We start from the raw sequence: 24,476 nt of genomic DNA, 5'->3' as shown, positions 1-24,476 counted from the left end.
GGCAACGGAGTATGCATACCTGGTATGCGCACCGCAACCGGAGTTGGACCGGGTTCAGGTGGGTCGACCGGGAAACGGGACAGTCAGCGGGGTCTGCCCGGCCGTCTTCCGCCACCGGGTGGCCCGCACGGCGTACTCGACAAGGGCGGCCAGCGCCTGGTCCCGGTCGGCGCCGGTGGTGGACGCCAGGGCGGCCCGCCAGTGCGCGGCCGTGCGCTCCTCCACCTCGGCGGCGAGCCGCAGGGCGCTGGCCCGGTCGGTGACCGGGAACGGCAGGGCGTACCCGGCGCGGTCCGGCGGGACGACGCCGCCGGCCGTGGTGAGCTGCACCACCAGCGCGTCGCGCCGGCGTCGATGCGCGGCCTCCGCCTGGCGTGCCGCGTCCCGGGCCGCTCCGCTGAGCCGGACACCGATGCGTCCGTAGGCGTAGATGGCCGCGTACTCGGCGGACAGGGCGGCGGCGAGTGCCTCCCCGGCGGACGGCTGCCTCACTTCAGTGCCTCCTGGTGAGTTGCCCGGGCGGCGACGATCGACCCCAGCAACGCCGCCCGCTCGGCGGGCGCCGCGGCGCAGGCGGCGGTGGCGGACTGCTGGGCGGTCTTCTCCAGCGCCCGCAGGGCGGCGCGCGCGCCGTTCGGATCGGCGGCCGGGGCGGTGGTCGGGGCGGCGGAGGCGGCCGACGGCACTGTCACGCCGATCACCCGGGCCAGTTCGGTGGCGTGCGCGGTGTGCGTCTCGGCGATCGGGTTGAGCCGGTCGGCCAGCTCGGGATGGGCGGTCGCGCTCGCCCGGTACGCAGCGGCCAGCGCGAGTGACTCGTCCACCATCGGCCGCAGCGGATCGGGCGGCGGGTCTGGCTGGTCGTCGCGGTCGAAAAGATCACAGCCGGTCAGCGGCGTCACGGCGCCGCCGAGCACCAGCAGCGCCCCGGCACTCATGAGCTTTCGCCGGGAATGTCCGGATGCTTGGTCGCGCTGTGTCGTTCTGCCGATCCCCACCGGCCAAGTCAACACCATCCGTGCCGGTCCGGGGGTCACCGGCGTCGGTGCGCCGCCCGGTCCGCCGCCGGGCAGGCGCGTTACGCTCTGCGCAACCACCGGCGTGTCCACTCCGGTGGCGTGCCGGCATGGCGGGACCACCGGTCCCCGTCGACCAGGGAGAGGGTGCGGAGATGACGCAGCGTGGCCGTGCCACCAGGCCGACGGGTCGACCCCGCGGTGCTGCGGGCCCCCGCGGCGGTGACCTCGCCGCCCGGCGGGACCGACTGCGGGCCGTGATCGAGCCGGTGGTCAACGACGCCGGCTACGACCTGGAGGACCTGTCGGTTTCCCGGGCCGGCCGCCGGCACGTGGTGCGGGTGATGGTGGACACCGACGGCGGGATCGACCTGGACGCCGTCGCGGACGTCTCCCGCGCGGTCTCGGCCGCGCTGGACGCCGCGGAGGAGACCGGTGGCGACATCGTCGCCGGCGAGTACCAGCTGGAAGTCAGCTCGCCCGGCGTCGACCGGCCGCTCACCCTGCCCCGCCACTGGCGGCGCAACGTGGGTCGACTGGTCAAGGTCACCGCCCGGGGCGCGGCCGCGCTGCCCGGCCAGCGGGGCGAACAGCCCGCCGGTGACCGTCAGCTGACCGGCCGGGTGGTCGCGGCCGACGACGAGGGCGTGCACCTGGAGACCGACGACGGCCGCGCCGCCTGGGCGTACGCCCAGCTGGGCCCGGGCCGCGTGCAGGTCGAGTTCACCCGGCTCGCCGAGCTGGGTGAGCCGGACGACGAGTTCGACGACGCGGACGATTCCGACGAGATCGACGACGATTCAGACGACATCGACGACGAAGATGATGTGGAGGACGAGGAGAGGTGAACATCGACCTCGCGGCGCTGCGCGCACTCGAGCGCGAGCGGGAGATCCCGTTCGACACGATTCTCGCGGCGATCGAGACCGCGTTGCTGACCGCCTACCGGCACACCGACGGGGCCGAACCGCACGCCCGGGTGGAGATCGACCGCAGGTCGGGCGCCGCCCTGGTGTACGCGCAGGAGATGGATGCCGACGGCAGCCTGGTACGGGAGTGGGACGACACCCCGCACGACTTCGGCCGGATCGCCGCCATGACCGCCAAGCAGGTGATCCTCCAGCGGTTGCGGGAGGCCACCGACGAGGTGCACTTCGGTGAGTACGTCGGCCGCGAGGGTGACCTGGTCACCGGCGTGGTGCAGGCGCACGAGACGCGTACCGAGAAGGGCATCGTCAGCGTCGACCTGGGCAAGCTGGAGGGCGTGCTGCCGCAGTCCGAGCAGGTGCCCGGCGAGCGGTACGCGCACGGCGAGCGGGTCCGCTGCGTCGTGGTGCACGTGGCCAAGGGCATGCGCGGGCCGCAGATCACCCTGTCCCGGTCGCACCCGGCTCTGGTCAAGAAGCTCTTCGCGCTGGAGGTGCCGGAGATCGCCGACGGCACCGTCGAGATCGGTGCGATCGCCCGTGAGGCGGGCCATCGCACGAAGATCGCCGTCCGCTCCACCACCCCCGGGGTGAACGCCAAGGGCGCCTGCATCGGCCCGATGGGTCAGCGGGTGCGTGCCGTGATGAGTGAACTGCACGGTGAGAAGATCGACATCATCGACTGGTCGGACGACCCGGGCACCTTCGTCGGCAACGCGTTGTCGCCGGCCAAGGCGCTGCGGGTCGAGGTGGTCGACCTGGCCAACCGCGCCGCCCGGGTGACCGTTCCCGACTTCCAGCTCTCGCTGGCGATCGGTCGGGAGGGGCAGAATGCCCGACTCGCGGCCCGATTGACCGGTTGGCGGATCGACATTCGTTCCGATGCGGAGCAGACGGCGCCGGCCGCGCGTGGGGTAACTGATCACGTGCGGGAGCCGGGCGGCGCGATCTCGGGGAGCTAGGGGTAGACTTCCTCCAGTGGTACGACGCGCGCAGCCGGAGCGCACCTGTGTGGGTTGCCGGCAACGTGCGCCGGCCAGCGAATTGCTGCGGATCGTCGCGGTCAGGGACGAGGCTGGTCACAGTCTCCGGCCTGATCCGCGCCGCAGGCTGCCGGGTCGGGGGGCGAACATGCACCCGGATCCGGCCTGCTTCGCGCTGGCGGTGCGGCGCCGCGCCTTCGGGCGTGCGCTGCGCAGCACCGAGGTCCTCGACCACGGTGCGCTGGCGGAGCACGTCGATGCGCCAACCACTACGTCCGGTCAGCCCGACCGGGCGAGGGTCGCTAGCAGGGTAGGACGACCGACATGAGCACACGATGAAGTCCCTGAAATGACCAGGCTTCAAGTGCACGAGTGAGGTCGCTGCGGGTGCTGCCCGCACGACCTCGGAGTGAGGAGTGCAGTGGCAGGCAAGGCCCGCGTACACGAGCTTGCAAAAGAGCTCGGGGTCGAGAGTAAGACCGTTCTCGCCAAGCTGAAGGAAATGGGCGAGTTCGTGAAGTCCGCGTCCAGCACCGTCGAGGCGCCCGTCGCCCGGCGGCTGCGGAACGCATTCGTCGCGTCCGCCGGAGCCCCGGCTCCGGCCGCCCCGTCGGCGCCCGCGTCGACGCCGGCTTCAAACCCGACCCCGACGCCAACCCCGACCCCGGGTGCGCCCCGGGTCTCGGCCAAGCCCATGCCGCCTCGGCGGCCGGCCGCGCCGGCACCCGGTCCGAAGCCCAAGGGTCCGGTTCCCGGTGCCCCGCAGACGGCGACCCCGGTCGCCAAGCCGGCGAGTGCCCACGACATCGAGGTGGCGGCCGCGGAGGCGCGTGCCGCCGCGCTGAAGGCTGAGCAGGAGGCCGCGGTCAAGGCCGCGCAGGCCGCCCGCCAGCAGCAGCGGGACAACCCCGTTCGCCGGGAGCCTCCGGCAGACGGCGGTAACCGGCCCGGTCCTCGGCCGGGTCCCGCGGCGATGCCGCCCCGTCCCGGTTCGCCGGCAGCTCGTCCGAGCACGCCGGCTCCCGGTCCGGGTGCCCGGCCGGGCGGTCGTCCGCCGGCGCGCGGTGCCGGTAACAACCCGTTCGGCATCCAGGGTGGCCAGCAGCAGCGGCCTCCGGCCGCCGGTGCGGGTGGTCCTCGGCCCAACAGCCCGGCGGGCATGCCGCCGCGGCCGAGCCCGAACTCCATGCCGCCGCGGCCCAGCCCGGCGTCCATGCCGAGCCAGCGTCCGGCTGCCGGTCGCCCCGGTCCCGGTGGCGCCGGTCGTCCCGGTGGTGGCGCAGGTCGTCCCGGTGGCGGTGGCGGCGGTTTCCGTGGCGGTCCCGGCGGTGGCGCCGGTGGCGGTGGCGGTTACCGCGGCGGCCCCGGTGGCGGCGCGGGTGCCGGCGGTGGCGGTGGCTACCGTGGCGGTCCCGGCGGCGGTGGCGGTGCTCCCGGTGGCGGTTTCCGTCCGGGTGCTCCGTCCGGCGGCGGCGGTCGTCCGGGTGCCGGTGGTCGTGGCCGTGGCGGCGGTGCCGCGGGTGCCTTCGGGCGTCCGGGTGGCCGGCCGACGCGCGGTCGGAAGTCCAAGAAGCAGCGCAGACAGGAGTTCGACAACCTGTCGGCTCCGACCATGAGCTCGGGTGCTCCCCGGGGTCAGGGTCAGGTCGTCCGGCTCTCCCGTGGCGCCTCGCTGTCGGACTTCGCCGACAAGATCAACGCCAACCCGGGTTCGCTGGTCCAGGAGATGTTCAACCTGGGCGAGATGGTCACCGCGACCCAGTCCTGTTCTGACGACACCCTGCAGCTGCTGGGTGAGCACCTGGGCTTCGACATCCAGATCGTCAGCCCGGAGGACGAGGACCGCGAGCTGCTCGCGCAGTTCAACATCGACCTCGACGCGGAGGTGGCCGAGGAGCGTCTGGTCAGCCGTGCGCCGGTGGTGACCGTCATGGGTCACGTCGACCACGGTAAGACCAAGCTGCTCGACGCCATCCGTAAGGCGAACGTCGTGGCCGGCGAGGCGGGTGGCATCACCCAGCACATCGGTGCGTACCAGGTGCACGTTCCGCACGATGGTGTGGACCGCGCGGTGACCTTCATCGACACCCCGGGTCACGAGGCGTTCACCGCCATGCGTGCTCGTGGTGCCCAGGTGACGGACATCGTGATCCTGGTGGTCGCGGCCGACGACGGCGTGATGCCGCAGACCATCGAGGCGTTGAACCACGCCAAGGCGGCCGACGTGCCGATCGTGGTCGCGGTCAACAAGGTCGACAAGCCGGAGGCCAACCCGGACAAGGTCCGCCAGCAGCTGACCGAGTACGGCCTGGTCGCCGAGGAGTACGGCGGCGAGACCATGTTCGTCAACGTGGCAGCCAAGCCCGGCATCGGCATCGAGGAACTGCTCGAGGCCGTTCTGCTGACCGCCGACGCGTCGCTGGAGCTGACCGCTCCGATCGACGGGCCGGCGCAGGGTGTGGCCATCGAGGCTCACCTGGACAAGGGCCGCGGTGCGGTGGCGACGGTGCTGGTGCAGAAGGGCACCCTGCGGGCGGGCGATTCGATCGTCGCCGGTGGGGCGCACGGCCGGGTCCGGGCCATGCTCGACGAGAACGGCAACCAGCTCTCCGAGGCTGGGCCGGCGCGTCCGGTCATGGTTCTGGGTCTGACCGCGCCGCCCGGTGCGGGTGACACGTTCCTCGCCGCGGCGGACGACCGCACGGTGCGGCAGATCGCCGAGCAGCGACAGGCACGGCGGCGGGCGGCGGCATTCGCCAACTCCCGTGGTCGGGCCACCCTCGAGACGCTCATGGAGCAGCTCAAGGAGGGCGAGAAGACCTCGCTCAACCTCATCCTCAAGGGCGATGTCTCCGGTTCGGTGGAGGCACTGGAGGACGCGCTGTTCAACCTCGACATCCCCGAGGAGGTCCAGCTCAAGGTCCTCGACCGGGGCGTCGGCGCGATCACCGAGAGCAACGTCATGCTCGCGAGCGCCTCGTCCGAGCCGGTCACGATCATCGGCTTCAACGTGCGGGCCTCGAACAAGGTCCGTGAGATGGCCGACCGCGAGGGCGTGGAGATCCGGTACTACACCGTCATCTACCAGGCCATCGAGGAGATCGAGGCAGCGCTCAAGGGCCTGCTCAAGCCGGAGTACGAGGAGGCCGAGCTGGGCAGCGCGGAGATCCGCGACGTCTTCCGCTCGTCCAAGATCGGCAACATCTCCGGTTGCATCGTCCGGTCGGGCATCATCCGACGCAACGCGAAGGCTCGACTGCTTCGGGACGGGACGGTCGTGGCGGACAACCTCACGATCACCTCGCTCAAGCGGTTCAAGGACGACGCCACCGAGGTCCGCGAGGGCTTCGAGTGCGGTCTGACCCTGGGTGGTTACAACAACGTCCAGGTCGGCGACGTCATCGAGACCTTCGAGATGCGGGAGAAGGTTCGCGCCTGATCCGGCAGTGACACGCTGATCAAGGGGTTTACGCCGAGTCGGCGTAAACCCCTTGATCATGCGGGGCGGTTTGGCGGTATCGTCCGGGGCGATGTTCACCGGAACCGCGGTCTTCGACCTGCTGCTGCCGGGCGACTCACGGTCGCTCAAAGCCAAGAGATCATATGTACGGCCGATCGTGGCGGCGCTGCGCCGCTTCGAGGTGTCGGCCGCCGAGGTGGGTGCGCTCGACCTGCATGGTCGAGCGCAGCTGGCGGTGGCCGTGGTGGCCGCCGAAACGGCGCACGTCCGCGAGGTGCTCGACTCCTGTGAGCGCCTGGTGGCCAATCGCCCCGAGGTCGAGTTGCTGTCGGTGCGACGCCGGCTCTACGGCGTGGACGACGACTGACCATGGCGCCGGCCGTGCCGGGCGACCGGAGCGGCCGCGAAGGTAATGTTCGAGATGTTGGCCGGTCGGCCGGCGGCCTGCGGGCCGCCGGGTCGGCCGGAAGCAGGACGCCGTGGAGGTGGCGAGATGTCTGATCCGGCCAAGGTACGCCGGCACGCGGAACGGGTGCGTGAGCTGGTCGCGTCGGTGGTGCGGAGCCAGATCAAGGACCCGCGGCTCGGGATGATCACCATCACCGATGCCCGGATTACCGCTGACCTGCGTGACGCGACGGTGTTCTACACGGTGCTCGGTGACTCGGTGGCCCAGGCGGACACCGCGGCGGCGCTGGAGAGCGCCAAGGGGCTGCTGCGCAGCACGGTCGGCAAGGCCCTCGGGCTGCGCCACTCGCCGACCCTCACGTTCGTCCTCGACGACGTGCAGGACCAGGTCAAGCACATCGACGACCTGCTCGCCGCCGCCCGCAACGCCGACGCCGAGGTGCAGCGGCTCGCCGCCCAGGCGAAGTACGCGGGCGAGGCCCAGCCGTACCGGGTGGACGACGAGACCGATGAGACGGACGAGACGGACGAGGCCGACGAGGCCACCGACGTCAAGGAGACCCCGCGGGGTGGGGAAACGCGGTGACCAGCACCGCCAGCACCGCCCCGTTCGCCGGGGCAGCCGCGCTCGGCCCCGCCGAGGCGGACTGGGCCGCGGCCGAGGCGTTGGTGCGAGCTCTCCCGCCGACCGCCCGGGTGCTGCTGATCTGCCACATCAATCCGGACGGCGACGCGCTGGGCAGCATGCTCGGCTTCGGTCTGGGCCTGCGGCAGTTCGGCGTACGCGACGTGCAGGCGACCTTTCCCGGGCCGCCGGAGGTGCCGGAGCCGTTCCGGGGGCTGCCCGGGCTGGACCTGCTGGTCCCGGCGGACGCCGCCGACCCGGCGCCCGATCTGGTGATCTGCTTCGACGCGGCGAGCGAGTCGCGTCTCGGCGAGTTGGCCGGGCGGTTGTCGTCGGCGGGTGCGGCGCTGGTGCTCGACCACCATGCCTCCAACCCGGGTTTCGGCACTGTCAACCTGGTCGACCCGGGTGCGGCGGCCACGTCGGTCGTGGCCGAACAACTGTTGGCCCGGCTCGGGGTGGCGGTGGATCCGGCCATCGCCGAGTGCCTCTACGTGGCGCTGACCACTGACACCGGCTCGTTCCGGTTCGAGGCCACCACTCCGGCCGTGCATCAGATGGCCGCCCGCTTGCTGGCGACCGGCATCTCGCCGGGTGACATCTCCCGGCGGGTCTTCGACACCCGGCCCTTCGGCGCGGTCCGCCTCTTCGGTGAGGTTCTCGGCCGGGCTCGACTGGAGCCGGCCGCCGCCGGAGGTCGGGGCCTGGTCTGGACCTTCGCCACCCTGGACGACCTGGCCCGGCACGAACAGCGGCCGTACGTGCTGGAGGCGCTGATCGACTCCGTGCGCTGCACCGCCGAGGCGGATGTGAGCTGTGTGGTGAAGCAGACCAGGCCCACCGAGTGGGCGGTGTCGATGCGCAGCAAGGGCGCGGTGGACGTCAGTCGGGTCGCGGTAGCGCTGGGCGGTGGTGGGCACACGTTCGCGGCCGGATTCACCGGCCGGGGCACCGTCGAGCAGGTGGTCGAGTCGATCCGCGGTCAGCTGGACGCGGCGCTGATCGGCTGACTGCCTTCGGCCGCCATCGATCCGTTGGTCCGGAAGATCAGGGTCAGCTCCGGGGAGTGTTGGTCTTCCCGCGTTCCGTGATACCGGGAAGAATTGCGGGATGGAGCAGCCGCACGACCTCACCGTGGAGGCCCCCCGCGCCTGGGACCGGCCCGCCGTCTCCGTTCCCGTCCTCGTCTGCCTGTCGCTCGTCGGTGGCCGGTTCGCGTCCTTCTCCACCGAGGCGAATCTGTTCACCCTCGGGACGGGTGGGGTGCTGATCTGGCTCGGTCTGAGCAACCGGGTGCCCCGTCGGCCGGCGCCGCGTCGGCTGGGCACGGGGGCGGCCTGGTGGGCGGTGCCGGTGGTGGTCTTCGGGGTCTTCGAGGGCGTGACCTTCGTGCTGGCGGCCGGCGATGACTTCCCGACCTTCTCCCGGTTGGCCGATCCTCTCCTGGAGGATCAACTGACCCGGTCGGCGGTCTGGTTCGCCTGGTTGGCCGCCTTCTGGGGGCTGGTGCGGCGATGATGCGCGCGCTCGCGATCGGCGGCTTCCTCACCGCGCTGATCCTCTTCGCGGTGGTCGAGTGGATGGCCCGGCGGGAGGGGTCACGGATCCCCACCCTGGGCGAGGTCTGCGCCTACGTGATGCGCTACGAGGTCGGTTCGGTGCCGGTGGGCCGGATCGGTCTGTTCGGGTTCTGGTGGTGGCTGGGCTGGCACTTCCTGGCTCGCTGAGCTGGGCTGCCGACCGTCCAAATGGCGGGAACCGTAAGCAGTATGTGGACCTGAACGATAACTTGGGAGAAGGCCGGTGCCGCGTAGCGGTGCAGGTCATGGGCGGTGGTGCCACACCCCGTGCCGCCTCCCTCCAGGGTCGGATCGACCCGGGCTCACGCTGCCCAGTCGGCTGCTCCGGTAACCCCGGACCGCCGTGGGGCGCTCAGCAGGACCGCCCGTGAGGGCCGCCGCGTGTCGGCGGCTCACGCCCTGGGAAGAGGAGCGCCACCATGCCGAACAAGCCCAAGCCCGAGACCACCACCGACGACGCCCGCGAGCAGGCCCGCCGCGCGCTGCAGACGTCGATGGACACCCGTCAGTGACTCGTCTCGACCGGTGGTGACGCCGCCGACGCGCCGCGCCGACGGCGTCACCGTCCGGCCACCGGTGGGGGTCGAGCCGTTCAGGACAGGAACGTGTCCAGGGCCGCCTCGATGGTGCCGGAGTCCGGCGTCGCGTACGCCCTCATGGTGGTCTTGTCGTACGAGATGAAACTCGGGCACCTGTTCGTCGGGGCGGTGACGGTGCCGCCGTCGCCGATCTTCTCGGCGGTCCTGGCCGCGTAGAAGGTCAGGGTGTAGCGCGACGAGACGTAGTCGACGGTGACCTGCTTCTCCGCCTTGTCCCTGTACTGACACTTTCTCGGGGCACCCTGGCTGCCCTCGTCGAACTTCAGGCAGCCGACCACCGACACCTTCTGGTAGTCCGCGCCCTTCGCGTAGTAGGACTTGTCCGAGGGGACGTACGTCGAGGACCAGGACGTCGGCCGGTCGGGGTTGTTCGAGAACGTGTAGGCCTTGGCGCCGGCCGGGCCGCTGTAGGGCGCCGCGTTCAGGATCGGGCTGCCTTCGCAGACGTTCGCCAGGTCGCTGGAGTAACGGGCGGTCATCGAGTTGTTGTTCGGTGGATCCGCCTGCCCCGGTGTGGGGGCGGTCCCCGTGCCGGGCGTGCTGCCGGTGCCCACCGTGGGGGTGGAGGACGTGCCCTGTGCGGGCTCGTCGTCATCGTAGGCGAGCAGGAGGCCGATTCCCGCGCCGCAGATGGCGAGTATGACGACCACCGCGCCGGCGACCAGCCCGATGATCAGGCCCTTGTTCGACCCGTTCGGCGCCGCTGGCGGTGGTGTGCCGTAGTACGGCTGGGGTGGTGGCTGTCCGTACGGCGGGTAGCCGCCCTGCTGCGGGGCCGGCGGGCCGCTCCAGGGGGTGACGTTCGGGTCGGGCGGAGGGTAACTGTCGCTCACTGTGATAAGGCCTATCGCTGTCGTGGTGCCCCCCGCGTGGGAGCCTCGGACAGGGTAGTGAGCGCCGCAAACCGGGATGGCGGCGACATGGAGCGCACCAGGGCCTCGATCCTCGGTGACGTCCGCCGAGCTGGTCGAGAGGCGGGTCCGTAAGTCACCAGCGGCCTTGTGCTCCTTACTGTGGTCATGCCAGGATCGGCGGCGATGAACCACGCCACCACCGCTCACCGACCCGCCTCGCCCCGGCGGATCGCCGCGCTCGCCCTGCCGGCCCTCGTGGTGCTCGCCGCCGAGCCGCTCTACGTGCTGGTCGACACCGCCGTGGTCGGTCACCTCGGCCGGGTGCCGCTCGCCGCGCTCGCCGTCGGCGGCACGGTCATGACGCTCACCGCCTGGGTGGGCACCGTGGTCGCCTACGGCACCACCGGCCGCGCGGCCCGCCGCTTCGGCGCGGGTGACCGGGCCGCCGCGGTCGCCGAGGGCGTCCAGTCGTCCTGGCTGGCATTCGGTGTCGGTCTGCTGATCGCGATCGGCATGCAGGTCGGCGGCGGCGCGCTCGCGCGTACCCTCGCCGGGGGTGGTGGCGAGGTCGCCGACGCCGCCGCCCAGTGGTTGCGGATCGCGGCCCTCGGCGCTCCCGGCCTGCTCCTCGCCGCCGCCGGCAACGGCTGGCTGCGCGGCGTGCAGGACACTCGCCGCCCCCTGTACTTCGTGCTCGGCCCCAACCTGCTCTCCGCGCTGCTCTGCCCGCTGCTGGTCTACCCCGGCGGGCTGGGTCTGGTCGGCTCGGCCGTGGCGAACGTCGTCGCGCAGACGCTCTGCGGGGTGCTCTTCGCCGCCGCCCTGGTCGGCGAGCGGGTGTCGCTGCGCCCCCAACCCCGCGTGATCCGCCAACAACTGGTGCTCAGCCGCGACCTGCTGATCCGTGGGCTGGCGTTCCAGGCCAGCTTCCTGTCCGCGACCGCCGTCGCCGCCCGCTTCGGCGCCGCCGCCGTCGGCGCCCACCAGATCGCCCTGCAACTCTGGTTCTTCACCGCGCTGGTGCTCGACGCCCTCGCCATCGCCGCGCAGTCCCTGGTCGGTGCCGCGCTCGGCGCCGGCGACGACGCGGGTGCGCGGGCGCTCGCCCGCCGGGTCGGGCTGCTCGGCGGCGTCTGCGGCGTGGGCTTCGCGCTGCTCGTCGCCGCCGGCGCGGGCGTGGTGCCGTCGTGGTTCAGCTCCGATCAAGGGGTACGCGAGCAGGCCATGGTGGCCTGGCCGTGGTTCGTCGTCATGCTGCCGCTGGCCGGGGTGGTGTTCGCCCTCGACGGCGTGTTGATCGGCGCCGGCGACGTGCGTTACCTGCGCAACCTCACCATCGTGGCGGCGCTCGGTGGCTTCCTGCCGGCCATCTGGCTGGCGTACGCGCTCAACCTCGGGCTGGGCGGCATCTGGGCCGGGCTCACAGTGTTCGTGGTGATCCGGCTGGTCGCCCTGCTGCTGCGACTGCGCAACGGCAGGTGGGCGGTGACCGGCGCGGTCCGCTGACCGGTCGCCGGGGTCCGCCGGTCAGCAGCGCGTGGTGGTTGGCGCGGGCGCGTCGAGGTCGAAGATGGTGCCCGGGTCGCCCGCGGGTATCCGGTCCCGGTGCACGTCGGCCACCCAGAACTGCTCCTGCACCCAGCCTTCACTGAGTTGGGCGCAGTCCGCGTTCCAGGTCACGGCCTTCGCCGAGGCGACCCAGAGGCCCCGGGCGGAGGCCGGCACGTCGTCCGGGTGCGGCACCTGCCACGCCACCTGGTCGCGCAGCGCCACCACTGTCGCGCCGGCGGGCGCCCGCAGGTCCACGTCGAACGGGTACGCCCAGACGAACTCCGTGGAGACCTCCAGCAGTCGGATGCCGTTCTGCCTGGTGGCCCGGTAAGTGACCCGGCCGTCGGCGCGGACGCCGAACTCCCAGTCCGACGGCGACGCCATCCTCGTGGCGTACCGCAGGAAACTGCCGTTGGTGAAGTCTCCCCGGAGCCGTTCGCGAGCGTCCGGGGCGAGCAGCGCGAGGAACGGCTCCGGATCCCCGGAGAACATCGAGATGTCGACCCGACTCTCGATCAGTGCCTTGCGCACCGACTCCAGCGCGGTCCGCACCTGGGCCGCGGTGAACGGCCCGGTGCTCTTGGCCGCCGGCATCCGCACGGCCTCCTCGGCTGGCGCGAAGGAGGCCGCCGGCGACCCGGCGAACAGGTCCCGTGGTTCGCCGACCCTGCTCACCGGCGGGGTGGGGCTCGGTGTGGGGCTCGCCGAGGCGGACGCGCGGACACCATCGGCGACCCGACCGACCAGCACCACCCCGCCGACGACCATCAGCAGTGCCATCACCAGCCCGAGGCCGAGCAGCAGGGCCCCGTTGTGCCGGGCCGAGAAGAAGCGGACCCGGTTCCACCCGGTGGGCTGGTGCTCGGTCTGCGATGACCGTAGCCAGTCCGGTAGCTGCACCGGGTTGACCTGCGCCACCGCGGCGGGCGGCGGTGGCGGGTCGACCGGGTCCGTCGGTGTGGGCTCGCTCGACGACGTGTTGTCCATGCTTCCCCCGTCAGTTTTCGCCGCTGGTGGCCAGCGCGAGCAGATAGTAGGCGCCGGTCACCAGGGCGCTCCGAGGACGGCTGCCCCGCTCGACATTCCGCCGGATGGACGCCACGTCCCGACAAACCGGCTCAGGCCGTGTGAGCGGAGGCTCGGGTCACGCCGGGCCTGCCCACGCTCTGCGGAGTGGGTGCCATCTGGCAGGCTTGGCCGACGTGAGCACCGATGGTCTGATCGTGGTCGACAAGCCCGGCGGCATGACGTCGCACGACGTGGTGGCGCGCATCCGCCGACTGGCGAAGACCCGACGGGTCGGGCACGGCGGCACCCTCGACCCGATGGCGACCGGTGTGCTGGTGATCGGTGTCGGCCGGGCCACCCGGCTGCTGACCTACGTGATCGGCGCGGGCAAGAGCTACACCGGCACCATCCGGCTCGGCCAGACCACGGTCACCGACGACGCCGAGGGCGACGTTACCGCCACCGTGCCGGCCGGGCAGGTCACCGACGACGCGATCCGGTCGGCGCTGGCCGGGTTGAGCGGCGAGGTCGACCAGGTGCCGAGCGCGGTCAGCGCCATCAAGATCGACGGGCAGCGGGCGTACAAGCGGGTCCGCGACGGGGAGAGCGTCGAGCTGCCGGCGCGGCGGGTCACCATCTCCCGGCTGGAAGTGCTGGCGATCCGCCGCACCGAGCCGGACGTGGTGGACGTGGACGTGGACGTGACCTGCTCCTCCGGCACGTACATCCGGGCCATCGCCCGGGACGCCGGCCTGGCGCTCGGCGTCGGCGGGCACCTCACGGCGCTGCGGCGTACCGCGGTGGGTGGCTTCACCCTCGCCGAGGCGGCGACGCTCGACGAGTTGGAGCAGCGCGCCCCGGACGTGGTGAACCTGCCACTGGACGCGGCGGCCGACCGGTTCTTCGCCCGCCGGGAGGCCACGCCGGACGAGGCCCGGGTGCTCGCCCACGGTGGGCCACTGGACCCGGCCGGCCTCACCGGGCCGTACGCCGTCTTCGGGCCGGCCGGCGGCCTGATCGCTATCGTCAGCGAGCGGGACGGACGGGCCCGCGCGGAGATCGTGCTCGCACCGGCCTGACAGCGCAGGTCCGCCGGCCCGCAGCCGGCGGTGTCGACCCGCCGGCCGGCGGGACAGCAGAGAGGAACGGCATGCAGCGGTGGCGGGGCTACGACGCGGCGCCCGGCGGGTGGGGACGCTCGGTGGTCACCATCGGCGTCTTCGACGGCGTGCACAAGGGGCACCAGGCGACGATCGGGCATGCCGTTGCCCGGGCCCGCGAGTTGGGCGTGCAGTCGGTGGTGGTCACCTTCGACCCGCACCCGGCCGAGGTGGTCCGCCCCGGTTCGCACCCGGCGGTGCTCACCGAGCCGGCCCGTAAGGCCGAACTGATCGAGGCGCTCGGCGTGGACGTGCTCTGCGTGGTGCCGTTCACCCCGGAGTTCTCCCGGGTGCCGGCCGAGCAGTTCGTGCACGACGTCCTTGTCGAGCACCTGCACGCGGCGTTGGTGGTGGTCGGCAGCAACTTCCGCTTCGGGCACCGGGCCGCCGGCGACGTGGCGTTGTTGGAACGGCTGGGTCAGACGTTCGGCTTCGGCGTGGAGGGCGGCCCGCTGGTCGCCGAGGACGGCACCGTCTTTTCCTCCACGTACATCCGGTCCTGCGTCGACGCGGGTGACGTGGGCGCGGCGGCCGCCGCGCTGGGCCGCCCACACCGGGTGGAGGGCGTCGTGGTCCGCGGCGACCAGCGGGGCCGGGAGCTGGGCTTCCCCACCGCCAACCTGCTCTGCCACCGGTACGCGGCGGTGCCCGCCGACGGCGTGTACGCGGCCCGGCTGATCCGCCGCGGTCAACACGAGCCGCTGCTGGCGGCGGTGTCAGTGGGCACCAACCCGACCTTCTCCGGGCGGGAGCGGCGGGTGGAGGCGTACGCGCTGGACTTCTCCGGCGACCTGTACGGCGAGCGGCTGGCGCTGGACTTCGTGGCGCACCTGCGTGGTCAGATCCGGTACGACTCGATCGAGCCGTTGATCGCCCAGATGAATCAGGACGTCGAGCGCACCCGGCGCGTACTGGCCTGATCGTGGTGGGTTGACGGGCCGCCACCGAGGCCCTTCGCCGGGTGTTACCGGCGAGTGCTGGTAGTCTTGCCGGGACGTCGGGTGACCGGCGTGGGGCCTCGCGTGCCTGCTCGACGCCGCGGGTGCGAGGTACCGGTCCGTTCCCGGTCCACCGGGACGACGGACACCCACTTGATCAACCCATCGAAACAGGGAGAACATGGCGCTCGATCAGGAAGCCAAGGCCAGCATCCGCGCGGAGTACGCGACCGCCGAGGGCGACACCGGTTCGCCGGAGGTCCAGGTCGCGGTCCTCACCAAGCGGATCGCCGAGCTGACCGAGCACCTGAAGGTGCACAAGCACGACCACCACAGCCGCCGTGGGCTGCTGCTGCTGGTCGGCCGGCGCCGTCGGTTGCTCAACTACGTCCAGAAGAAGGACATTGCCCGCTACCGGTCGCTCATCGAGCGGCTCGGTCTGCGCCGGTGACGTGACGGGGGAGTGGCCGTACGGCCACTCCCCCGTACCGCGTCCCACCTGAAGAAACACGGGCCGCGCGACCACCCGAGAGGGAGCCGGTCAGCGTACCGGTCTCCGGTAGTGGCCCCCGGGAACCCCGGCATCATGCCGGCCACCCGGGCGCTTCGATCGAAGACCGGCCGGCTGAGCAGCTCCCCGATGTCGTGGGCCCACGACGCGAAGGAGCACGACAGCACATGACCGAGACCAAACTCGGCACCGAATCCCGCACCGCCGTGATCGACAACGGGTCCTTCGGCACCCGCGAGATCACCTTCTCCACCGGTCGGCTGGCTCGCCAGGCCGCCGGTTCCGTCATCGCCCAGCTGGGCGAGACGGTCGTTCTCTCCGCCACGACCGCCGGTAAGCATCCGAAGGAGCAGTTCGACTTCTTCCCGCTGACCGTCGACGTCGAGGAGCGGATGTACGCCGCGGGTCGCATCCCCGGCTCGTTCTTCCGCCGTGAGGGTCGGCCCAGCGAGGACGCGATCCTCACCTGCCGGCTGATCGACCGGCCGCTGCGCCCGTCCTTCGTCAAGGGCCTGCGCAACGAGGTCCAGGTCGTCGAGACCATCCTCGCGCTCGACCCGCAGCACCCGTACGACGTCGTGGCGATCAACGCAGCCTCGATGTCGACCAAGCTCTCCGGCCTGCCGTTCTCCGGCCCGATCGGGGCGACCCGCGTCGCCCACATCGACGGCCAGTGGGTCGCCTTCCCGACCCTGGAGGAGCTGGCTCGCGCCACCTTCGACATGGTCGTGGCCGGCCGCACGCTCGAGGACGGCGACGTCGCGATCATGATGGTCGAGGCCGAGGCCACCCCGAACGCCGTCGCCCTCATCTCGGCCGGTGCCACCGCCCCGACCGAGGAGGTCGTCGCCAGCGGCCTGGAGGCCGCGAAGCCGGCGATCCGTGAGCTGTGCCGCGCGCAGAGCGAGCTGGCCGAGGTCGCCGCGAAGCCGGTCACCGAGTTCCCGGTCTTCCTGGACTACCAGGACGACGTGTACGACGCCGTCTCCGAGTTGGCCCGCGCCGACGTGGCCGAGGCGATCACCATCGCCGGCAAGGCCGACCGCGAGGAGGCCCTGGACCGGGTCAAGGCCCGGGTCGCCGAGGAGCTGGGCGCACGGTTCGAGGGTCGCGAGAAGGAGCTCAGCGCTGCCTTCCGGTCGCTGACCAAGTCCGAGGTGCGCAACCGCGTGCTGCGCGAGCAGGTCCGCATGGACGGGCGTGGCCCGCGCGACATCCGGGCGCTGACCGCCGAGGTCGGCGTGCTGCCCCGGGTGCACGGTTCGGCGCTGTTCGAGCGGGGCGAGACCCAGATCCTGGGCGTCACCACGCTGAACATGCTCCGCATGGAGCAGATGGTGGACACGCTGTCCCCCGAGAACCGCAAGCGCTACATGCACAACTACAACTTCCCGCCGTACTCGACCGGTGAGACCGGCCGGGTCGGCTCGCCGAAGCGTCGCGAGATCGGCCACGGCGCCCTCGCCGAGCGCGCGCTGATCCCGGTGCTGCCGTCGCGCGAGGAGTTCCCGTACGCCATCCGGCAGGTGTCGGAGGCGCTCGGCTCCAACGGCTCCACCTCGATGGGTTCGGTCTGCGCCTCGACGCTGGGCCTGCTCTCCGCGGGTGTTCCGCTGAAGGCGCCGGTCGCCGGCATCGCGATGGGGCTCATCTCCGACGAGGTGGACGGCAAGACCCAGTACGTGACGCTGACCGACATCCTCGGTGCCGAGGACGCGTTCGGTGACATGGACTTCAAGGTCGCCGGCACGCCGGAGTTCGTCACCGCGCTCCAGCTCGACACCAAGCTCAACGGCATCCCGTCGGACGTGCTGGCCTCCGCGTTGCAGCAGGCGAACGAGGCCCGGCAGGTCATCCTCGGGGTCATGAAGGCGGCGATCGAGGCTCCGGCCGAGATGTCCGACTACGCGCCGCGAGTCACCACCGTCAAGATCCCGGTGGACAAGATCGGCATGGTGATCGGCCCGAAGGGGCAGACCATCAACGCGATCCAGGACGAGACCGGCGCCGAGATCTCCATCGAGGACGACGGCACGATCTACGTCGGCGCCACCAACGGCCCGTCGGCCCAGGCGGCCGTCGACCGGATCAACGGCATCGCCAACCCGACGCTGCCGAAGCAGGGCGAGCGGTTCCTCGGCACGGTGGTCAAGACCGCCGCGTTCGGCGCGTTCATCTCGCTCCTGCCGGGCCGTGACGGCCTGCTGCACATCTCCAAGGTGGGCGACGGCAAGCGCGTCGAGCGTGTTGAGGACTTCCTCAACGTCGGTGACCGGGTCGAGGTCGAGATCGCGGACATCGACGCCCGCGGCAAGATCTACCTCGACAAGGTCCGCCCGGAGGGCACCGAGGCTCCGGCCGCCGGTGAGGCCGCCGCTGGCGACCGGCCGGCTGGCCGGGACCGGGGCGACCGGGCCCCGCGTGACCGCGGCGACCGTGAGCGTGGCGGCGACCGTGGCGGGCGTGGCCCGGAGCGCGGCGGCGAGGGCGGCAACGGCGGCGGCGAGGGTGGCGAGGGCGGCGAGCGTCCGCGCCGTCGGACCCGGCACAGCTGACCGTCGTACAACGCATCACCCACCCCTCGTCGAACCGGGAGCAAGTCGTGAGTCGGGCCATCAGCGCGCCGTTTCCACCGGATCGACGGGGGGTGGCCCCCGGCTGGCGGGCCAGCCAGGCGAGTCGAGTTCGGGACACCGGGGCGGGCCGCTCCGGCGGCACCGCCCGCGCGGTGACCCGGACGCTCAGCGACGACCCGCTGGGCGGCACGGTACGTCGTACCGTGCTGCCCAGCGGTCTGCGCGTCCTCACCGAGGCGATTCCGGCGATGCGCAGCGTCTCGTTCGGCATCTGGGTGGCGGTCGGCTCGCGTGACGAGACCGGCCCGCAGGCCGGTGCCGCGCACTTCCTCGAACACCTGCTCTTCAAGGGCACGCACAAGCGCACCGCACTGGAGATCTCCTCGCAGATCGAGGCGGTGGGTGGTGAGACGAACGCCTTCACCACGAAGGAATACACCTGCTACTACGCCCGCGTGCTGGACGAGGACCTGCCGCTCGCGGTCGACGTGATGTGCGACCTGGTCGCCGACTCGCTGCTGGAGCCGGCCGACGTCGAGACCGAGCGCGGCGTGATCCTCGAAGAGATCGCCATGCACGACGACGAGCCCGGTGACGAGGTGCACGACCTCTTCGTCCAGGCCGTCTACGGCGACCACCCGCTGGGTCGGCTGATCTCCGGCACCGCCGAGACCGTCACCCCGATGACCCGACGGCAGATCCAGAGCTTCTACCGGGGCCGCTACACCGCGCCGCAGATCGTCATCGCCGCTGCCGGCAACCTCGACCACGCCGCTGTGGTCAAGATGGTCCGCCAGGCCGTGCGGGGCACCCCACTGGACAGCGACCCGGCCACGCCGGCGCCGCACCGCGCGGCCACCCCGGCGGTACGCACCAAACCGGCGACCACCCTGGTGGAGCCGAAGGAGACCGAGCAGGCACACGTCATCCTCGGCTGCCCCGGCATCGACCGGCTCGACGATCGGCGGTTCGCCCTCGGGGTGCTCAACAACGTGCTCGGCGGCGGCATGTCCAGCCGCCTGTTCCAGGAGATCCGCGAGCAGCGGGGCCTCGCGTACTCGGTCTACTCGTACGCCAGCCAGTACGCCGACACCGGCCTGTTCGCCGTCTACGCCGGCTGTGCGCCGGGCAAGGTGGACGAGGTGCTGGCCCTGACCCGCGCCGAGCTGGCCCGGGTGGCCGCCGACGGGTTGGCCGAGGCCGAGGTGGCCCGGGGCAAGGGGATGAGCAAGGGCTCGTTCGTGCTCGGCCTGGAGGACACCGGTTCCCGGATGAGCCGACTGGCCAAGGGTGAGCTGCTCTACGGCGACCTGATGCCGGTCGACGAGCTGCTCCGCCGGGTCGACGAGGTCACCGTGGAGGACGTGAACGTCCTCGCCGCCGAGCTGCTCAGCCGGCCGATGTCGCTGGCCGTGGTGGGCCCGTTCGGCGCCGGCGACTTCGCGGTCTGAGTTCTGCCGCCCGGCCCGGTCGAGGCACCCCGGTCGGGCGTCCCGGCCGGTGGAGCAGAGCGGATCCGGCCGGAAGGGTCCGTCCCGATTGGGATAGGTTGTGCCCCGTGACTGACGAGCAGGGAAAGACCCCGGCCCAGCAGCTGCGGGTCGGCGTGTTTGGTGCGCGCGGCCGGATGGGCATCGAGGTCTGCAAGGCGGTCGACGCCGCCGACGATCTCGCCCTGACCGCGGCGGTCGACCAGGGCGACAGCCGCTCCTCCGTCTCCACCGCCGAGGTGGTCGTCGACTTCACCACGCCGGACGTCGTCATGGACAACCTCCAGTGGTGCATCGAGCAGGGCATCAGCGCGGTGGTCGGCACGACCGGCTTCACCGAGCAGCGGCTGGAGCAGGTGCGCGGCTGGCTGGCCGACAAGCCCGAGGTGGGCGTGGTCATCGCCCCGAACTTCGGCATCGGCGCGGTGCTGATGATGCAGTTCGCCGCGCGGGCCGCCCGACACTTCGAGTCCGTCGAGATCATCGAGCAGCACCACCCGCGCAAGCTGGACGCCCCGAGTGGCACCGCCACCCACACCGCCCGGCAGATCGCCCAGGCCCGCGCCGAGGCCGGCCTCGGCCCGGTCCCGGACGCCACCAGGGACGAGGTGCCGGGTGCACGCGGCGCCGACATCGAGGGGGTACGCGTCCACGCGGTGCGCGCCACTGGCCTGGTCGCCCACCAGGAGGTGCTGTTCGGCGGCACCGGCGAGACACTGACCATCCGGCACGACTCGTACGACCGGGTGTCGTTCATGCCGGGTGTGCTGCTGGCCGTCCGCGCGGTGCGCAACCGCCCCGGCCTCACCGTCGGCCTGGACGCCCTGCTCGACTGACCGGGCGGGTCGAAACCTAATGGCGGCGTTGGCCTGGCCGTCCCTAGGCTGCCCCGATGATCGACGGTGGACATGATGACCGGGTCGGGCGGCGAGTGACGCTCCGGCCTGTCGACGACGACAACTGGCGGGCGGTGGCCGACGTCGCCCCGCGCGACGACCAGCGCCGGTTCGTGGCCGCGCTGGGCGCGCGCTATCTGCTGCTGAGCACCCGCTCCGAGGTGTGGAACTCGCTCGCGGTGTACGCCGACGAGACGGTCGTCGGCCACGTCATGTGGGGCGTGGACGACGACGGCTCGCACTGGATCGGCGGAATGCTGATCGACGCCGCCGAGCAGGGCCGGGGCGTCGGCCGGGCGACGGTGCAGACCCTCGCCCCCTGGCTGGCCGCCCGGGATGGCAACCCCCCGGTCCGCCTGTCCTACCACCCCGACAACACCTCGGCCGCAGCCCTCTACACCTCCCTGGGCTTCCACCCCACGGGTGCCATGGACGACGACGAGCTGATCGCCGAACGAACCCCCTGAACCCCGCCGATCCGGCACCTCCTGTCGCGACACAAGGCGCTGTCCCGCCCCGCCCGCCCCGCCCGCCCCGGCCTCGCCCCGCCTGCGTCGATCATGGAGTTGTGGTGCCTCACAAAAGGGGCGCACATGGAGCTCTCGCCCACCACAACTTCATGATCGGCGGGGCGGCGTGGGGTGGGGCGGGTGGGGGAGGGGCGTGGGTTGGCGTTGGGTGGGGAGGGTTGGGGTCAGGGGGGTGGGGAGGCCGGTTAGTGTGGCTTCGCCGGTGCGGTCGACAGTGACGTGTACCGGGGTGTCGGCCACGCGGAGACCGTCGACCGTCACGGCACCGAACTCTGCTCCCGCCAGGGGCGCCAGCCGGACCGTGCCGCCCGGCACGTCCGGGTAGAGCCCCGTGGCGGCCTGGAGCAGCAGCACCGCGCCCGCAGCGGCCCACGCCTGCGGTCGACACGAGGCCGGGTACGGCACCGGGCGATTCACCTGTGCCCGGTCGTCGCCGCCGTACAGCTCCGGCATCCGGTAGTCGAACGCCTCGGCCGCGCTGAGCAGCCCGTCGGCCAGACCGAGAGCGGCCTCGCGGTGCCCGGCACGGGCCAGCCCACCGAGCACGATCGCGGTGTCGTGGGTCCAGATCGAGCCACAGTGGTACGACAGCGGGCTGAACCCGGCGTCGTCGCTGGACATGGTGCGTAGCCCGAACCCGGCGGCCATCGTGTCGGTGGTGAGCAGGTGCGCGACCTGGGCCTCCTCGTCGCGGTCGAGCAGGCCGGTGCCGAGCAGGTGGCCGATGTTGCTGGTCAGCGAGTCGACCGGCCGCTTGTCGCGGTCGAGGGCCAGCGCGGGTTGCGGTCCGTGGCGACCGTCGACCCAGAAGCTCTTGCGGAACCGGCCGACCAGCGCGGCGGCGTGCTCGCGCCAGCGGTCGGCGCCCGGGCGGCCGAAGGCGTCCAGCAGGGCGGCCCCGTTCACGGCGGCCTCGTGCGCGTACCCCTGCACCTCGGCCAGCACGATCGGCGCGGTGGCCAGGGACCCGTCGTGAAAGCGGACGGCGTCGCCGGAGTCCTTCCAGCCCTGGTTGGACAGCCCGTGCCCGGTGGTGTCGACGTACTCGACCAGGCCGTCACCGTCCGGGTCGGCGTGCTCGCCGAGCCAGCGCAGCGCCGCCTCCAGGTGCGGCAGCAGGGGCTCGACCTGCTCGGCGGGCATCCCCCAACGCCACGCGTCGTGCAGCAGGTTGACCCAGAGCATTGTGGCGTCGACGGTCCCGTAGTACGCCGGCGGGAGACGCAGGCCGTTGTCGGGCAGGGCGAACGCGTGGCGGCGCAGCTCGTGCAGGATCTTGCCGGGAGCCTCGCCGGTCGTCGGGTCGACCCGCGTGCCCTGCCGCCGGGCGAGCACGCGCAGGGTGCCGGCGGCCAGGTCGGTGCCGAGCGGCAGCATCATCCGGGCGGCCCAGAGGCTGTCCCGGCCGAACAGGGTGAGGAACCAGGGCACCCCGGCGCCGAGGAACACGTCGCCGGGTGCGCCGGTCTCGGCCAGTCGGAGGCCGCGCAGGTCGTCCAGACTGCGGTCGAGCAGCCGGATCAGCCGTCGGTCGTCGGCGGTCACCTCGGGTCGGGACCACTCGGGCTCGCCGGCCGGCCCGACGACGACGGCGCGCGGGTCGTCGACGGTCAGCTCCCAGCGCAGCACCGTCTCCCCGCCGGGGGGCAGGTCGACCGGCCAGACCAGCCGGGGTGCGGTGGCCCGCTCGCCGTCGACCAGCAGGTCGGCGCCTGGCGCGGTGACGGTGACGGTGATCCCGGCGCCCGACCAGGTGAGCGTGCCGGGCTGACCGGTCCTGGCCGTCAGCGCGTCGGTGGCGCCACCGGACTTGACGACTTCGATGGGTGCCAGGTCGCAGCCGAGGTCGACGGAGACGGTGGCCCGTACGCCGATGGTGGCGGTGGAGACGATCCGCAGCTCCTCGGTGAGGCCGTTGCGGGCCGCCCGCCGGAGCCGGTCGACGCGGACGGTGGGGTCGGGGGTGGGGTCACCGAGCCAGCGGGCCAGGCCCACGAAACGTGCGCCGTGCGGGCCGTCGTCGCTGCGGGCCAGCCCTTCGAGCTCCCGCTCGTCGACCCGCAGCTCGGCGCGGGAGAGCACCCGGGCGTCGGCGTGGAAGACGCCCTGGACGCCGGTCGGGCGGATCTGCCCGGTCGCGTCCCCCAGCGCGCTGGTCGGGGCGAAGACCACCCCGACCAGCTCGTGCAGGAGGGGTTGCAGCTGGCGTTCGATCACGGTGTGGCTCCAGATCCTCGGGGTGCGGGGCGGCCATCTTGACAACGCGCCCCTGGCGGTGCAAAGTGCGAAACATTCCAGAAACTTGAACGTTCCAATCCTGCCTTATCCAAATTGGATCGTTCAAGATGGCGAGAGGGATTAAGTGGCCGAAAAGGTGACCATCGCGACGGTGGCCCGGCACGCCCGAGTCAGCCGGCAGACGGTGTCCAACGTGCTCAACAGCCCGCACATCGTGCGGCAGGAGACCCGTCAGCGGGTCGAGGACGCGATCAACGCGCTCGGCTACCGGGCCAACCAGGCCGCCCGACAGATGCGCACCGGCCGGTCCCGCCTCATCGCCGCCCGGATCGACCCGACCCGCGACGGCATCAACGGTTCCGTGCTCGACCGCTTCCTGCACGGCCTCACCGAGACCGCCGACGCCGCCGGCTACCGGGTGCTGCTCTACACCGCCACCGACGACGACCGGGAGATCGCCACCTACGGCGACCTGCTCGGCACCTACGAGTTGGACGCGTTCGTCCTGGTGGGCACCAAGCACGGCGACCCGCGTACCGAATGGCTCGCCGACCGGGACGTGCCGTTCGTGACCTTCGGTCGCCCTTGGGACGCGCTCGACGCGCACCCCTGGGTGGACGTGGACGGCGCGGCCGGCACCGCCCAGGCCACCCGGCGTCTGCTCGACGCCGGCCACCGGCGGATCGCCTTCATCGGCTGGCCGGTCGGCTCCGGCGTCGGCGACGACCGACGGGCCGGCTGGCGCGACGCGCTGCGTGCGGCCGGCGTCGACCCGACCGGGCTGCACCGGGAGACCGAGGACGGCATCGCCGAGGGCGAACGCCTGATGCACGACCTGCTCGCCACCGTGGCACCGAGCGCCGTGGTCTGCGCCAGCGACTCACTCGCCCTCGGCGCCCTCCAGGCGATTCGCGGCGTCGACCCGCCCGTGTCGGTGATCGGCTTCGACGACACGCCGGTGGCCGCCGCGGTCGGGCTGACCAGCGTCAGCCAACCGCTCGGCGAGGCCGCCGCCCGCTGCGTGGACCTGCTCACCGGGGTCCTCGACGGCGACCACGAGACCCCCACCCCCGTGCTGCTCCAGCCCTCGTTGGCACTGCGGCACACCGCGTAGTCCCACCCCCCAC

General features: G+C 72.2%; 23 protein-coding genes. 18 read left to right on the top strand and 5 right to left on the bottom strand.

Features of this window, described 5'->3' with window-relative positions:
- Positions 1-54 precede the first annotated feature (54 nt).
- Positions 55-492 (bottom strand): ferritin-like domain-containing protein, encoded by a 438-nt coding sequence (locus ABTW72_RS17150; RefSeq protein ID WP_124856468.1) that lies wholly within the window; start codon positions 490-492, stop codon positions 55-57.
- Positions 489-938: a hypothetical protein gene (locus tag ABTW72_RS17145; RefSeq protein WP_350859816.1), complete on the bottom strand. Its 450-nt coding sequence runs from the start codon at positions 936-938 to the stop codon at positions 489-491. The genes ABTW72_RS17150 and ABTW72_RS17145 overlap by 4 nt, the downstream gene beginning before the upstream one ends.
- A gap of 233 nt (positions 939-1,171) precedes the next feature.
- Here ABTW72_RS17145 and rimP point away from each other — a divergent pair, with 233 nt between their 5' ends.
- The 9 genes from rimP (at position 1,172) to ABTW72_RS17100 (ending at position 9,145) form a co-directional block, all read left to right on the top strand.
- A complete protein-coding gene (gene rimP / locus ABTW72_RS17140) occupies positions 1,172-1,864 on the top strand; it encodes a ribosome maturation factor RimP (RefSeq protein WP_091400370.1) in 693 nt (230 codons plus the stop codon).
- Complete coding sequence (gene nusA, locus ABTW72_RS17135; RefSeq protein ID WP_238671748.1) at positions 1,861-2,904, top strand: transcription termination factor NusA; 1,044 nt, start codon at positions 1,861-1,863, stop codon at positions 2,902-2,904. Before rimP ends, nusA begins: the two co-directional genes overlap by 4 nt.
- Before the next feature lie 16 nt (positions 2,905-2,920).
- Positions 2,921-3,253, top strand: a complete 333-nt coding sequence (locus tag ABTW72_RS17130) for a YlxR family protein (RefSeq protein WP_112624296.1) — start codon at positions 2,921-2,923, stop codon at positions 3,251-3,253.
- A 93-nt stretch (positions 3,254-3,346) separates the two neighbouring features.
- Positions 3,347-6,364 (top strand): translation initiation factor IF-2, encoded by a 3,018-nt coding sequence (gene infB, locus ABTW72_RS17125; protein WP_350859812.1) that lies wholly within the window; start codon positions 3,347-3,349, stop codon positions 6,362-6,364.
- Positions 6,365-6,455: 91 nt separating this feature from the next.
- Positions 6,456-6,752 carry a DUF503 domain-containing protein gene (locus tag ABTW72_RS17120; RefSeq protein ID WP_091400377.1) on the top strand — a complete coding sequence of 99 codons (297 nt, stop codon included), beginning with the start codon at positions 6,456-6,458 and terminating at the stop codon, positions 6,750-6,752.
- A gap of 126 nt (positions 6,753-6,878) precedes the next feature.
- Complete coding sequence (gene rbfA / locus ABTW72_RS17115; protein ID WP_350859809.1) at positions 6,879-7,379, top strand: 30S ribosome-binding factor RbfA; 501 nt, start codon at positions 6,879-6,881, stop codon at positions 7,377-7,379.
- The gene (locus ABTW72_RS17110; protein WP_350859806.1) at positions 7,376-8,428 is read left to right on the top strand and encodes a DHH family phosphoesterase; all 1,053 of its coding nucleotides are present in this window, start codon (positions 7,376-7,378) and stop codon (positions 8,426-8,428) included. Before rbfA ends, ABTW72_RS17110 begins: the two co-directional genes overlap by 4 nt.
- A 100-nt stretch (positions 8,429-8,528) precedes the next feature.
- Positions 8,529-8,936, top strand: coding sequence for a hypothetical protein (locus ABTW72_RS17105; RefSeq protein ID WP_350859803.1), 408 nt, complete (start codon positions 8,529-8,531; stop codon positions 8,934-8,936).
- On the top strand, positions 8,936-9,145 hold the full coding sequence (locus tag ABTW72_RS17100) for a DUF6186 family protein (protein ID WP_350859976.1): 210 nt from the start codon (positions 8,936-8,938) through the stop codon (positions 9,143-9,145). Before ABTW72_RS17105 ends, ABTW72_RS17100 begins: the two co-directional genes overlap by 1 nt.
- Positions 9,146-9,590: 445 nt before the next feature.
- Here ABTW72_RS17100 and ABTW72_RS17095 read toward each other — a convergent pair whose 3' ends face one another.
- A complete protein-coding gene (locus ABTW72_RS17095; protein WP_350859800.1) occupies positions 9,591-10,430 on the bottom strand; it encodes a hypothetical protein in 840 nt (279 codons plus the stop codon).
- Positions 10,431-10,634: 204 nt separating this feature from the next.
- On the opposite strand from ABTW72_RS17095, the gene ABTW72_RS17090 reads away from it, so the two are divergent.
- Entirely contained in the window at positions 10,635-11,957 is a 1,323-nt protein-coding gene (locus tag ABTW72_RS17090; RefSeq protein ID WP_350859797.1) for an MATE family efflux transporter, read from the top strand.
- A 21-nt stretch (positions 11,958-11,978) separates the two neighbouring features.
- Here the strand turns inward: ABTW72_RS17090 and ABTW72_RS17085 are convergent, their stop codons facing one another.
- A complete protein-coding gene (locus ABTW72_RS17085) occupies positions 11,979-12,989 on the bottom strand; it encodes a hypothetical protein (protein WP_350859794.1) in 1,011 nt (336 codons plus the stop codon).
- 215 nt (positions 12,990-13,204) lie between these two features.
- On the opposite strand from ABTW72_RS17085, the gene truB reads away from it, so the two are divergent.
- The 7 genes from truB (at position 13,205) to ABTW72_RS17050 (ending at position 21,048) form a co-directional block, all read left to right on the top strand.
- Entirely contained in the window at positions 13,205-14,089 is an 885-nt protein-coding gene (gene truB, locus ABTW72_RS17080) for a tRNA pseudouridine(55) synthase TruB (protein ID WP_091402049.1), read from the top strand.
- A 71-nt stretch (positions 14,090-14,160) separates the two neighbouring features.
- Positions 14,161-15,090: a bifunctional riboflavin kinase/FAD synthetase gene (locus tag ABTW72_RS17075; protein WP_112699907.1), complete on the top strand. Its 930-nt coding sequence runs from the start codon at positions 14,161-14,163 to the stop codon at positions 15,088-15,090.
- Positions 15,091-15,289: 199 nt separating this feature from the next.
- Positions 15,290-15,559 (top strand): 30S ribosomal protein S15, encoded by a 270-nt coding sequence (gene rpsO, locus ABTW72_RS17070; RefSeq protein ID WP_030337594.1) that lies wholly within the window; start codon positions 15,290-15,292, stop codon positions 15,557-15,559.
- A gap of 227 nt (positions 15,560-15,786) precedes the next feature.
- Positions 15,787-18,174: a polyribonucleotide nucleotidyltransferase gene (locus ABTW72_RS17065; RefSeq protein WP_350859790.1), complete on the top strand. Its 2,388-nt coding sequence runs from the start codon at positions 15,787-15,789 to the stop codon at positions 18,172-18,174.
- Positions 18,175-18,221: 47 nt separating this feature from the next.
- Positions 18,222-19,646 carry a M16 family metallopeptidase gene (locus ABTW72_RS17060; protein WP_350859787.1) on the top strand — a complete coding sequence of 475 codons (1,425 nt, stop codon included), beginning with the start codon at positions 18,222-18,224 and terminating at the stop codon, positions 19,644-19,646.
- Between the two features lie 107 nt (positions 19,647-19,753).
- Positions 19,754-20,521 carry a 4-hydroxy-tetrahydrodipicolinate reductase gene (gene dapB / locus ABTW72_RS17055; RefSeq protein ID WP_350859784.1) on the top strand — a complete coding sequence of 256 codons (768 nt, stop codon included), beginning with the start codon at positions 19,754-19,756 and terminating at the stop codon, positions 20,519-20,521.
- A gap of 56 nt (positions 20,522-20,577) precedes the next feature.
- Positions 20,578-21,048, top strand: a complete 471-nt coding sequence (locus ABTW72_RS17050) for a GNAT family N-acetyltransferase (protein ID WP_350859781.1) — start codon at positions 20,578-20,580, stop codon at positions 21,046-21,048.
- 150 nt (positions 21,049-21,198) lie between these two features.
- Here ABTW72_RS17050 and ABTW72_RS17045 read toward each other — a convergent pair whose 3' ends face one another.
- Positions 21,199-23,328: an amylo-alpha-1,6-glucosidase gene (locus ABTW72_RS17045; RefSeq protein WP_350859778.1), complete on the bottom strand. Its 2,130-nt coding sequence runs from the start codon at positions 23,326-23,328 to the stop codon at positions 21,199-21,201.
- Positions 23,329-23,473: 145 nt separating this feature from the next.
- On the opposite strand from ABTW72_RS17045, the gene ABTW72_RS17040 reads away from it, so the two are divergent.
- Entirely contained in the window at positions 23,474-24,463 is a 990-nt protein-coding gene (locus tag ABTW72_RS17040; RefSeq protein WP_350859775.1) for a LacI family DNA-binding transcriptional regulator, read from the top strand.
- Positions 24,464-24,476 lie beyond the last annotated feature (13 nt).

Source organism: Micromonospora sp. NPDC127501 (assembly GCF_040302185.1).
Lineage (GTDB): Bacteria > Actinomycetota > Actinomycetes > Mycobacteriales > Micromonosporaceae > Micromonospora.
The sequence above is the reverse complement of the archived record's forward strand: the minus strand, read 5'-3'. Positions and strand labels throughout refer to the sequence as shown.

Coding starts and splice junctions, on each gene's coding strand:
- ABTW72_RS17065 (WP_350859790.1), top strand. CDS start 15,787: ATGACCGAGACCAAACTCGGCACCGAATCCCGCACCGCCGTGATCGAC.
- ABTW72_RS17105 (WP_350859803.1), top strand. CDS start 8,529: ATGGAGCAGCCGCACGACCTCACCGTGGAGGCCCCCCGCGCCTGGGAC.
- ABTW72_RS17100 (WP_350859976.1), top strand. CDS start 8,936: ATGCGCGCGCTCGCGATCGGCGGCTTCCTCACCGCGCTGATCCTCTTC.
- ABTW72_RS17085 (WP_350859794.1), bottom strand. CDS start 12,989: ATGGACAACACGTCGTCGAGCGAGCCCACACCGACGGACCCGGTCGAC.
- rpsO (WP_030337594.1), top strand. CDS start 15,290: ATGGCGCTCGATCAGGAAGCCAAGGCCAGCATCCGCGCGGAGTACGCG.
- ABTW72_RS17075 (WP_112699907.1), top strand. CDS start 14,161: ATGCAGCGGTGGCGGGGCTACGACGCGGCGCCCGGCGGGTGGGGACGC.
- ABTW72_RS17050 (WP_350859781.1), top strand. CDS start 20,578: ATGATCGACGGTGGACATGATGACCGGGTCGGGCGGCGAGTGACGCTC.
- ABTW72_RS17120 (WP_091400377.1), top strand. CDS start 6,456: ATGTTCACCGGAACCGCGGTCTTCGACCTGCTGCTGCCGGGCGACTCA.
- ABTW72_RS17145 (WP_350859816.1), bottom strand. CDS start 938: ATGAGTGCCGGGGCGCTGCTGGTGCTCGGCGGCGCCGTGACGCCGCTG.
- ABTW72_RS17090 (WP_350859797.1), top strand. CDS start 10,635: ATGAACCACGCCACCACCGCTCACCGACCCGCCTCGCCCCGGCGGATC.
- rimP (WP_091400370.1), top strand. CDS start 1,172: ATGACGCAGCGTGGCCGTGCCACCAGGCCGACGGGTCGACCCCGCGGT.
- rbfA (WP_350859809.1), top strand. CDS start 6,879: ATGTCTGATCCGGCCAAGGTACGCCGGCACGCGGAACGGGTGCGTGAG.